The organism is Acinetobacter sp. ACZLY 512 (assembly GCF_023614015.1).
In the GTDB taxonomy this organism is placed as follows: Bacteria; Pseudomonadota; Gammaproteobacteria; order Pseudomonadales; family Moraxellaceae; genus Acinetobacter; species Acinetobacter soli.
This window is the reverse complement of sequence record NZ_JAKIVI010000010.1, coordinates 62,988-74,052: the sequence shown is the minus strand read 5'-3', so window position 1 is coordinate 74,052 and position 11,065 is coordinate 62,988. Positions and strand designations below refer to the sequence as shown.

Here is an 11,065-nt window from a genome sequence, read left to right as displayed (position 1 = left end):
TAAGGAGTTTTACATGGGCGTACGTATTACCGGTACAGGTTTGTACCATCCAGCCGAATCGATTAGTAATCAAGAACTGGTCGAAAGTCTTAATGCCTATGTAGAACAGTACAATCAGGACAATGCTGAGAAAATCGCTGCGGGTGAGTTGCCAGAGCGTTTAGGCTCAAGTGCTGAGTTTATTGAGAAAGCATCAGGGATTCAGCGCCGTTACGTGATTGAAAAATCAGGTGTACTTGATCCATCACGCTTGCGCCCACGCCTTGAAGAACGTACCGATGACGAGCTTTCGATTCAAGCCGAATGGGGCGTGTGGGCAGCAAAGGATGCCATGACCAATGCGGGGGTAGCTCCGGAAGATATCGATGTCGTGATTTTGGCATGCTCTAATTTGCAGCGTGCCTATCCGGCAGTTGCTGTAGAAATACAGACGGCGCTCGGGATCGAAGGATATGCCTATGATATGAATGTGGCATGTTCGGCGGCAACGTTTGGCTTAAAACAGGCATATGATGCCATTAAGTCTGGCGCGCGCCGTGTGCTACTGGTCAATGTTGAAATTACTTCAGGCCATACCGACTATCGTTCACGCGATTGTCACTTTATTTTTGGTGATGTTGCTACGGCATCGATTATTGAGGACACCGAAACTAAAAATGGGTTTGAAATTTTAGATATCCATTTGTTTACCCAGTTTTCCAATAATATTCGCAACAACTTCGGCTTTTTAAATCGAAGCGAAGATGCGGTACGTGATGATAAACAATTTCGTCAAGATGGCCGTAAAGTATTTAAGGAAGTGTGTCCTTTGGTGGCAAAAATCATCAGTACACAACTTGAAAAAAACCAAATTGAAGCTGAGTCGATCAAGCGTTTCTGGTTGCATCAGGCTAATCTGAACATGAATCAGCTGATTGCCAAACTGGTATTGGGTAAAGATGCTGAACCTGAGCGCACACCTATTATCTTAGATGAATTTGCCAACACGTCATCTGCGGGAGTAATGATTGCGCTGCATCGTACGGGTCATGAGGTCGAATCAGATGAATATGGCGTAATCTGTTCATTTGGTGCGGGTTATTCCGTTGGATCGATCTTGGTTCAAAAGCGACTAGCAAGCTAATTATTAGCGCATAAAAAATCCCGCATCGGCGGGATTTTTTATGCGCTAAGCGTTACTGAATAAAAGCTTTAACGCTGATGAGCGTACGATAAATGCCCCAGAGTAATGGAATACCCACCGCTAACCATGCCAACACCACCAGTAACAGGTGATTGTTACTTGCAGTACTCGATTCAGTCAGAATCGCACTCGATACTTGTTGATTTTCATGATGTTTTTCGGCACTTTTTTGCTCTGCTTCAAGTTCGGCTGGCGTCATGAAATACTTGGGATTGACCGGACGAATACATAGGTTACAAATTAAACCCACAATTAATAAGCCTGCCAAAATAAACATGGTCTGGTTATAGACTTGGCTCGCTGCAAGGCCTAAACCAAGTTGATAGTCACGCATATTATTGACAATCACAGGCCCTAAAATACCGGCGGTAGCCCATGCGGTGAGTAATCGACCATGAATTGCGCCAACCATTTGGGTGCCGAATAAATCGGCCAGATAAGCCGGAACTGTAGCAAATCCACCTCCGTACATACTGATGATGATACAGATCGCCCCAACAAATAACAGCTTACTTTCCATTTGCGCTGCAAACGGTACAAAAGCGTATAAAGCCGCACCTAAAATAAAAAATACGCTATAGGTGGCTTTACGCCCGATACGATCGGATAAACTGGCCCACGCAATCCGACCCCCAATATTAAATAGACTCAGCAATGCAGTGAAGCCGGCAGCGATTGCTGCAATAGTTTTGAGCTGATCTTGACTAAGTTCTGAAAATTTTAAAGGTAGCCCAATTAACTGACCCGCAAAAACCTCCTGAAGCATGGGTGAAGCCATGCCAATCACGCCAATCCCCGCGGAAACATTCATGCAGAGTACCGCCCAGACCAGCCAGAACTGAGGGATGCCCCAGATCTTTTTAACATGTACATGTTGTTTGGTAATAAATGCATTTTGCTGCATTTTGGCGCTCGGTTCCCAACCTGCAGGTTTCCAGTTTTGTGCCGGAATTCGGTAAGTCAGTGCACCCGCAACCATAAATACAAAATAGACCAGCGCCATGCAAACAAAAGTCGCTACCACGCCCACATTAGTTGGTGTTGAAAAGTGTGCCATTAATTCGACTGCAAGAGGTGAACCAATCATGGCACCGCCACCAAAGCCCATAATCGCCAAGCCTGTTGCCAAACCGCGGCGGTCGGGGAACCATTTAATTAGTGTACTGACGGGGGAGATATAACCCAAACCTAAGCCAATTCCGCCAATCACGCCTGATCCTAAAAGCATCAACCAGAACTGATGTAAATGAATGCCGAGTGCAGAAATCAGCATGCCGCCACACCAGCACAGCGCACTAATCAGTCCAGCCTTTCGTGGGCCAACGCGCTCTAACCATCCCCCCCAAATTGCAGCGGAGCTCCCCAGCAAAACAAAAAACAGCGTATACATCCAGCCGAGCGTCGAGATTTTCCAGTCACAAGTGGTAATAAACAATTGCTGAAAAAAGCCGACATCGGCAGCACAAGCGACAGGATCTTCAATTCCAATTGCTTTGGAGAGCGGTAGCCAGAACACCGAAAATCCATAGGCCATACCAATACACAGATGAATGGCAAGAGCGGCAGGAGGGACGAGCCAGCGATTAAAATCTGGCTTTGCAATGATTCTTTGCTTAGAAAGAAAGGGGGGCTGAGCGCCAGAGGTTGAATCTGTTGTTGCCATAACGTGATTTCCCTATTTTATTTGCTTCGATATACGTCATAGTTTGGCCTTTGTCGATGATTATTTATTGAGATCTGATTGAAAATCTGGTTGTTAGTATCGACAAATCTTAAAATTTTTTGGCGCAGACATGGAGTAGACGATTTTTCCATCATACAGGGAGTTTAAAAATAAGGAATCTTAAAAATATTGAGAATGTGATTCTATTTAGAGTCGTAAGAATTCATCAAAATTATTATAAATTAATGTTTTAAACTATTTTTTTTATCAAGATATAAAAATTAGATCAAGAATAATCAAAAAAACAATGATGAATATCGCGGCGTAGTGAAATGAGTGCCGCTAAACCCAAATGATGTCGATTTTCCTTACTTAACTCATCATCCCACAATTAAGGCATCATTCTAAATGAATAAAGTATCTAATTTGCCTAAAAAAGCAACTAACTCAATGAAATTATAAAGAAAAAATTGACAATATAACAACAAAGTGTAAAGTTTTGTTTCTAAATTTTTACAACATGTAATCATTGAGTTTGAAATGAAAAAAACATTAATTGCGTCTTTATTGGCAGTCACTGCAACGTTCACAGGATGTGCAACCATTATTACGGGTTCAACCCAAACGATGTCATTTAAAAGCGTACCAGAAATTGCAACGATCACGATCACCAATAAAAAAGGTGAAAAAGTGCATATGGGACAAACTCCTGCGACTGTAACTCTCAAAAAAAGCGCCGGTTTTTTCCAGCCTGAAAACTATCAAGTCTCATTTTCTAAAGATGGATATCAAACTCAAACCATGCAAGTTAAGTCACGCTTAAATGGCTGGTATTTCGGTAATATTATTTTTGGTGGTCTGATTGGAATCTTGGTTGTAGATCCAATGACTGGCGCCATGTTTACTTTAAGCCCTAAAGATGTGAATGCAGTATTGGCAAGTAATGGCATTGATACTGCAAAAAATGAAAAAACACTTGCAGTGATTTTAAAACAAAATGTGCCTGAACAGGTGATGGCACGTTCTACCAAACTAAACTGATACAAGATACCCGCCTTCGAGCGGGTATTTTTTTATGAATCAATTGAGAGTTGTTTAAACAAGTTGCTATAAATCGAGTAGTGTTAGATGAAAAGTCATCTTATACTCAAGCTTTTAAGCCACTCACATCATGATGAAACGTCATAGTCTCGCGCTTTTGCTCCTTAGTTTATCGCTTACTGCATGTGATCGTTCACCAGAACAACCTGAGCCAAAGACATCGGCAGATCATGTATCGAGCGCAGTGCATTCGGCCTCTGCACCGATGCACAGCTCCGAAGCTGTTCAAGCACAAAAGGCGCCAAAAGCAATTAACTATCAGGCCCAGTTTGAACAATCGGACAAACAAATTAGTCATTTTATGGACTTGCTCGACAATCCCAATACTTCGCAAACCCAGCGCGTCCAGATTTTGTGCGTCGATTGGCCCAATGTTTATAAATCTGAATACATACCGGCGCTGGTTCATTTAAAGCCAAATCAGTTTAATGAAACCAAATTGTTGGCAGAGCTCAAAACCGCGACGGATTACTATAAAGAAGGTTCTGGAATTGTATGTAAGTAACTTGGCACGGCACTGGTAGCTCATTAAATGAGTTCAGTTTAATTTTAATTTTACTGAGTGATTAATACTGCCAGTAAAGTGGAGTGCCATAAATCTCGCTAAAGTAATCGATGACTGCACGAACATTCAGGGGTGGATGGCGTGCATTTGGATAAATTGCCGCAATGTATTGAGGTTGGGATTTAATCGAGACTTCATGCGGTTGAAGTAATTGAACTAAATCACCTGACTTTAACGCTTCTCCAATGAGCCAATCTGGGAACATGACAATACCCAGACCATCAAGTGCTGCACGCATAAGGCTCTCAGCATTATTCGATGTCATGAGTGCATGGACTGGTAATTGAGTCCATGCGCCGTCTGCTTCTTTAATTAACCAGCGATTTGGTCCTTCAAACCCTTTATAAACAAGCGCTTTATGCTCTAATAACTGCGTGGGTTGTTGAGGTTGTCCGTATCTGGATAAATATTCAGGTGATGCCGCAAGATAATATTTTTGTGCACCAAATACTCGCGCGTGTAAAGAGGAATCGTTGAGTACGCCTATACGAAAAACCAGATCGGTGCTGTCTCTAAATGGATCGATATATTCGTCGGTTTGAATCAGCTCAATCGAAAGTTTTGGATAGCGCTTACAGAGGCCTGTCAACCACGGTGCAATATGTCGTTGACCAAAAAATACAGGCGCATTAATTCGAATGAGACCAGATGGCTCAACAGTCTTATCTTGTAAAGCTTCTTGAGCTTCGTCAAACTGATCGAGAATACGCTTGGCATATTCATAAAACAAATGACCCGATTCCGTGGGGGTAATTGCCCGTGTATTACGATAAAAAAGTTGCTGCTCCAGTGCATTTTCAAGCTGTTGAATGGTTCTTGAAATTAACGATGCTGAAACCACTTCTTTTCTGGCAACAGTAGAAAAATTTTGCGCATCATACACCTGAACAAATAAACGAAGCGCACGTATATCAATAGAATGTGAAAGATTCATTTGTGCAATATCTGCAAAAGTGATTTATAAATTATGCGGTTTTTAAAATGAATTGGCTAGATTAATATGCGTTGCTTTCAATACAACGATCGGGTTAATCATGCAATTGGTCTTTGTTCTGTTAACCATTTTAGGTGGAATGGGACTGTCTGTCGAAGCTGGGTTATTAGGCCCACTGGGTGCACAAGTCGGGGAGCTATGGGCAACATTCAGTATTTTTGGAGTTGGCGCAGCGCTCACATTTTTACTGATGCTGTTTTTTAGTCCGCGAAATACGCCTTCATTTTTCTCGATACCTTCTTGGCAGTTGCTTGGCGGTGTATTGGGTCCGATTTATGTGATTATTCTGACCATTACTACACCTGTGATTGGCATAGCCATGACCATGATTGGTATTTTAGCCGGACAGATTTTTAAAAGTCTGATGATTGATCACTTTGGTCTATTGGGTGTATCTCATCGAAAAATCGATTCTAAACGTCTTATTGCTCTAGTTTTTATTGTGATTGCACTTATTTTGGTTGCACGAGGATAGCGAATATGATCACAACATTTATGATTCTATTGGCAGTGTTTGGTGGTGCCATGTTGAGTGTTCAAGCTGCAATTAATGGCCAACTTGGAAGCCAAGTCGGTGTGTTTAAAAGTGCGTTTTTAACCTTTTCGGTTGGCGCATTAATTACTGCCTTATTAATTTTTTATTTCGAACCCAGACATTCACTGACTTTGCTTGATGTACCTAAATGGCAATTATTAGGTGCTTTTTGTGGTGTGCCATATATTGTTGTTATGGTGCTGGCTGTACAGCGTATCGGGACTGCTGTTGCAACAGTTGCTGTGATTTTCGGTCAGTTGCTCATGAGTATGTTGATCGATAATTTTGGCTGGTTGAATAATGAAGCTTTGCCTTTTTCTATTGAACGATTCGCGGCATTAATTTGTTTGGGTATAGCGCTTTACTTTATCTACTCAAGCAGTAAAACGATGCAACCTAAGGCCGAAAAAGTATCAGACCTAAAGCCTCTTAAGTAGCGAAAAGATATCAGATATTGATTGATGAATTTCATGTTTATCATATGTTTCGTCTCTTATTTGAATCATCTATAAGTAGACATAAGTTAGAAGATGCAAAAACCCCGAAAGGGTTTTTTTAAAGTTAATTAAAATAGAAAAATTTATGAAAATTGAATGAAAAATTTTATAAAAATGAGTATTAAAAATTGGGGTGAGAACTAAGATTTACACTTTTAATTTGCTGATAATTTAGTCAGTTATATGAAACAGCAGCTTAATAATTTAAAAGCATCAAAATCTTGATTTTATTGAAATATTGTAACAAAAAAATTATTTTGCCAATAGCATCCTTTAAATGTGTATGCTTGAAAGAGTTGTTTCGTTTGTGAGGTTCAAAATGACAGTAAAAGTAAGTATCAGAAGAATACTTTCTGAGAATTTCTTTCAAAAGAATACGACTTTTGAAAATTTAGACGATCTATTTTCAAAAGCTGGTATCACTATTTTTTCATTAGAAGATGATAAAGCGTTATCTGAAAATAAATACTTCAACTTATTTATTAAAAACAATACGTTGTATAAAGATTTTAATGACATGAAAGGTAAAGCTATTACGTTTTCAATGTTTCAAAACTTGCGATAAATAACGCCATGTGAAATATATTATTTATTCTTATTTTTCAATTGTCTTCAAAAATTCAGGATATAACTTATATGCTTCAATTTTGCTTAATTTGCTAAATATTAAGCCGAATTATAAAGCAATTAAAACGAATGAGAGTTGTATCTGAAAGCGACTTAAATTAGGTATTACTGAGAAATGGTGTTACTATAACTTTAGCCGAAATTGTTCCGATTCAGAACAAGTAGATTTGAGTTGTTAATGGACTTGCGCTCCCACATTTTATAAAAGTAATTAATATTTTATATGAATTCAAATCTTTAACGCATTGTGTACCTAAAAGGTACACCGGTGAATAGCAGTTTGAGCAAATCAGGCTGCTATGTTGAATCAAACTAAATATGATCAATCGACACCTATGTGTCATTAAAGCTGATGTAACTGTTATAGATCTTAGGCGAGATGCCTTTAACTTATCACTATCCAAGTTGGATACATGTAAATTAATCTTTTCTGATTACAAAAGCTCATAAATATGGGTTTTATAATGAATATTATGAACGGCTGGACAACAGCCAAAGCAGTAAATGGCGACATTATTCGCGTGAATATTGTGCCATTAAAAAAAGTCCAAAGTAACTTGCATGGTCAGACCTTGGTTGAGGTGACGAAGCAAGTTGAATTAGAATCTGGTACGGTTCTGGCATTAAATTTAGATGGAAAGTCTTTTTACACCGAATTTAATAAACTCTATAAATTACAATCTAATTTTTTTACATGAAAAAATAGTGAAAGTTGAATGTGATGATCAATAAACAAGCCATTGAAATAAAATCAGTATTTAATCTCGTTTACTATGCAAATGACGTTTTGCAAAATTTTGAGGTAGATATTGCAAGTGTCATGACTAAAGGGCATGTAGATAACAGTAAAGTGCTCTGGCTCGCATTAAACAATCATGAGCCTGGTACTGCTGTAAAAATATTAAAAACCAAATGATAGCTGTATGGTTAAAAAATAGATAAAAAAGCTCATAATATGAGCTTTTTTATTATATATATCTTATTTTATTCATTTTAGTGACCTCAATGACTTTATATATTTTATGATTAAAAATGAGTCCATCATGTACTTTTACGCGATCCATAAAACTCCAGAGCTCAAATGGACAAAACTCATTATTGTCTTCAAAAATCCATAACCATTCATTTGTTTCGTAAAGAAGTTCTTTATTAAATTGAATATCTTTTACTTTGATGATTTTTCTGATGAAATTATTTGCATCTTGAATCGTGATTTTATAATTAATCATGGTAGACCTAGACATAAGGTATCCTTTTGGCCTAAATTGAGATTAATTAATTTATTTAAATAGTTAAATTTATTTCAATTAAAATATTTATAACTTAATTAGTTAATTAAAAAATAGGAAGGTGATAAGAAAATTATTTTACATTGAAATTCCGATGATGGATCATCCGAAAATAAATATAAAATTAATGCATTTTAAAATTCGACTATAACATATAATTGTTAATGTGATAGAAAATATTTTTTAATGATATTTTTAAGGTTCTAATTTTTATCGATTTTTGCGTAATCATTTTTTATTTTTGTAAGTATATATATATCAAATAAGCATATACTTGATGCGGTTTTTAGGATAGTATAGAGTCTAGCTAGAGAAATGACACAATTAGTTAAACCTTTTAAAGTATCGAAGTTTTATTCATAATCCTCCGTTTTTTAGATTCTTGAGCTTAATTTGTTAAATTTTCAAAGTTATATCGGTCAAATTTTATTTGGCAATTTACTATTAAAAATATAGGGTAAGATTATGTCTAACACAGTTACTGGAACCGTTAAATGGTTTAACGAAACTAAAGGTTTTGGCTTTATTCAACCAGATTCAGGTCCTGACGTTTTTGCACATTTCAAAGAAATTGCAAGCTCAGGTTTCAAAACGCTTCATGAAGGTCAGCGTGTATCATTCAGTATCGTTGAAGGCCAGAAAGGTCCAAGCGCTGTCAATATTGTTGCTCAATAAGTAACAATTAAAAAAAAGCACTTTCGGGTGCTTTTTTTATTGCTGAATTTTAGACTTTTTCTCGTTCAGATGATGCTAACTCAGCCCTTTGTGTATTCTGAATCCATATCATTTCATCATTAAACAAAGCTATTCATTGAAACACTGATGATTTGGTTGCTTAGAATTTTAAAAGACAGTCTATTAGAAATACTGTTTATGAGGGAAGTGTTGTCAAGTTTATACTCTATATCATAGAAATTAACTAAACTCTTTAAGCCAACTTGGCAGCAATTTTATTATCAGTGCGTATACAAAATTCTTAGACAAAAAAAAGTCATATAACATTGAATGTTATATGACCTGTAAATCCAAATTTAAAAATTTTGGAGCGGGAAACGAGACTCGAACTCGCGACCCCAACCTTGGCAAGGTTGTGCTCTACCAACTGAGCTATTCCCGCAATGTGTGGTGCATTATATACAGTTTGTCTTGACTGTCAATACATCACGAGAGGAATTGCTGAATTAATCAGCACGTCGCCATACAGTTCCTTGGCGTGTATCTTCTAAAACGATTCCACTATCAAGTAGAGACTTACGAATTGCATCTGCACCAGCAAAATCTTTGGCTTTTTTTGCATCCGCTCGTTGTTGAATCAGTGTTTCAATTTCGCTATCGGAAAGTCCAGAATCTTCGTGTCCAATGGTAGATTTTAAGAAATCATCCACATGATGCTGTACCAATCCTAAAATATCGGTCAAAGCACGAAGCGTTGAGTAAAGTGTTGTTGCCAGATCAGATTGCTCTTCCTTGACTGCACGATTTAGCTCACGAATCAATTCAAACAATACAGCCATGGCTTCAGGCGTGTTGAAATCATCGCGCATAGCCGTATTGAAGCGCTCTACATATGTTTGCTCCAAATGAGAGGTCTTGGTTTGACCAAACACTTGCTCATAAGCTTTAAATGCATGATAAAAACGACTTAATGCAGTTTTTGCCTCTTTGAGTGCGGTATCTGAAAAATTGACTGGGCTACGATAGTGCGATGACACAATAAAGTAGCGAATCACTTCAGGGTGAAACTTATCCATAACATCGCGAATAGTAAAGAAGTTACCCAAAGACTTAGACATCTTTTCGCCGTCAACATTGATAAAGCCAACATGCATCCAGTAATTGACATACTGCTCGCCGGTTGAAGCCTCACTTTGCGCAATCTCATTTTCATGGTGCGGAAATGTTAAGTCCGAGCCGCCGCCGTGAATATCGAAGTGATTGCCTAGGCAGCATGTCGACATTGCGGAACACTCGATATGCCAGCCTGGACGACCGTTGCCCCATGGTGAAGCCCAAGAAGGCTCATTTTCTTTGGCATGTTTCCAAAGTACAAAGTCAAAGGGATGTTTTTTCTCGACTTCCACATCGACACGTTCACTTGCACCCGCTTGCATGTCTTCAAGCTTACGACCAGACAAGCGTCCGTATTTTTCAAACTTGTTCACTTCAAAATATACGTCACCATTTGTTGCTGGATATGCCGTACCTTTATCGACCAAAGTACTTATCATGGCCTGCATTTGATCGATATATTCGGTCGCTTTTGGTGACTCATCCGGTTCGGCACAGCCCAGTTGCGCTGCATCTTGATTCATTGCGTCGATGAAACGGGCAGTTAACTCATGAATTGATTCATTATTTTCATTCGCACGCTTGATGATTTTGTCATCAATATCGGTGATGTTGCGGATATAACGAACGTTCCAGCCCTGACTACGTAAAAAACGGATAATGTAGTCAAATGCAACCATTACTCGAGCATGTCCAATATGACAATAATCATAGACCGTCATACCACAGACATACATGTCAATCTGACCGGGTCTGCGCGGAACAAATTCAACTTTCTTACGTTGCTCTGAGTTGTATAAAACAAATGGTTGCATAAAGGTCT

At 38.4% G+C, this 11,065-nt stretch carries 13 protein-coding genes and 1 tRNA gene; 9 read left to right on the top strand and 5 right to left on the bottom strand.

Going from position 1 to position 11,065, the window contains the following annotated elements; translation table 11 throughout:
* Positions 1-13 precede the first annotated feature (13 nt).
* Complete coding sequence (locus tag L2096_RS11860; protein ID WP_004938320.1) at positions 14-1,123, top strand: beta-ketoacyl-ACP synthase III; 1,110 nt, start codon at positions 14-16, stop codon at positions 1,121-1,123.
* A gap of 52 nt (positions 1,124-1,175) precedes the next feature.
* Here the strand turns inward: L2096_RS11860 and L2096_RS11855 are convergent, their stop codons facing one another.
* The gene (locus L2096_RS11855) at positions 1,176-2,846 is read right to left on the bottom strand and encodes an OFA family MFS transporter (protein WP_250365474.1); all 1,671 of its coding nucleotides are present in this window, start codon (positions 2,844-2,846) and stop codon (positions 1,176-1,178) included.
* Between the two features lie 540 nt (positions 2,847-3,386).
* On the opposite strand from L2096_RS11855, the gene L2096_RS11850 reads away from it, so the two are divergent.
* On the top strand, positions 3,387-3,887 hold the full coding sequence (locus L2096_RS11850) for a hypothetical protein (protein ID WP_004938316.1): 501 nt from the start codon (positions 3,387-3,389) through the stop codon (positions 3,885-3,887).
* Between the two features lie 130 nt (positions 3,888-4,017).
* Entirely contained in the window at positions 4,018-4,452 is a 435-nt protein-coding gene (locus L2096_RS11845; RefSeq protein ID WP_004938312.1) for a hypothetical protein, read from the top strand.
* A gap of 61 nt (positions 4,453-4,513) precedes the next feature.
* On the opposite strand, the gene L2096_RS11840 is transcribed toward L2096_RS11845, so the two are convergent.
* Positions 4,514-5,446, bottom strand: coding sequence for a LysR family transcriptional regulator (locus L2096_RS11840; protein ID WP_055415293.1), 933 nt, complete (start codon positions 5,444-5,446; stop codon positions 4,514-4,516).
* 100 nt (positions 5,447-5,546) lie between these two features.
* On the opposite strand from L2096_RS11840, the gene L2096_RS11835 reads away from it, so the two are divergent.
* The 5 genes from L2096_RS11835 (at position 5,547) to L2096_RS11815 (ending at position 8,081) form a co-directional block, all read left to right on the top strand.
* On the top strand, positions 5,547-5,981 hold the full coding sequence (locus tag L2096_RS11835; protein ID WP_025094718.1) for a DMT family transporter: 435 nt from the start codon (positions 5,547-5,549) through the stop codon (positions 5,979-5,981).
* Between the two features lie 8 nt (positions 5,982-5,989).
* Positions 5,990-6,478 carry a DMT family transporter gene (locus L2096_RS11830; RefSeq protein WP_250365524.1) on the top strand — a complete coding sequence of 163 codons (489 nt, stop codon included), beginning with the start codon at positions 5,990-5,992 and terminating at the stop codon, positions 6,476-6,478.
* 379 nt (positions 6,479-6,857) lie between these two features.
* Complete coding sequence (locus tag L2096_RS11825; RefSeq protein ID WP_212515660.1) at positions 6,858-7,103, top strand: hypothetical protein; 246 nt, start codon at positions 6,858-6,860, stop codon at positions 7,101-7,103.
* A 514-nt stretch (positions 7,104-7,617) separates the two neighbouring features.
* A complete protein-coding gene (locus tag L2096_RS11820) occupies positions 7,618-7,863 on the top strand; it encodes a transposase (protein ID WP_502801295.1) in 246 nt (81 codons plus the stop codon).
* 23 nt (positions 7,864-7,886) lie between these two features.
* On the top strand, positions 7,887-8,081 hold the full coding sequence (locus L2096_RS11815; protein ID WP_004947782.1) for a hypothetical protein: 195 nt from the start codon (positions 7,887-7,889) through the stop codon (positions 8,079-8,081).
* A gap of 52 nt (positions 8,082-8,133) precedes the next feature.
* Here L2096_RS11815 and L2096_RS11810 read toward each other — a convergent pair whose 3' ends face one another.
* Positions 8,134-8,409 (bottom strand): hypothetical protein, encoded by a 276-nt coding sequence (locus L2096_RS11810; protein WP_004938290.1) that lies wholly within the window; start codon positions 8,407-8,409, stop codon positions 8,134-8,136.
* A gap of 510 nt (positions 8,410-8,919) precedes the next feature.
* Here L2096_RS11810 and L2096_RS11805 point away from each other — a divergent pair.
* Positions 8,920-9,129 (top strand): cold-shock protein, encoded by a 210-nt coding sequence (locus L2096_RS11805; protein WP_004938289.1) that lies wholly within the window; start codon positions 8,920-8,922, stop codon positions 9,127-9,129.
* 366 nt (positions 9,130-9,495) lie between these two features.
* Here the strand turns inward: L2096_RS11805 and L2096_RS11800 are convergent.
* Positions 9,496-9,571 (bottom strand) — tRNA-Gly (locus tag L2096_RS11800).
* Between the two features lie 64 nt (positions 9,572-9,635).
* The gene (gene cysS / locus L2096_RS11795) at positions 9,636-11,057 is read right to left on the bottom strand and encodes a cysteine--tRNA ligase (RefSeq protein WP_250365472.1); all 1,422 of its coding nucleotides are present in this window, start codon (positions 11,055-11,057) and stop codon (positions 9,636-9,638) included.
* Positions 11,058-11,065 lie beyond the last annotated feature (8 nt).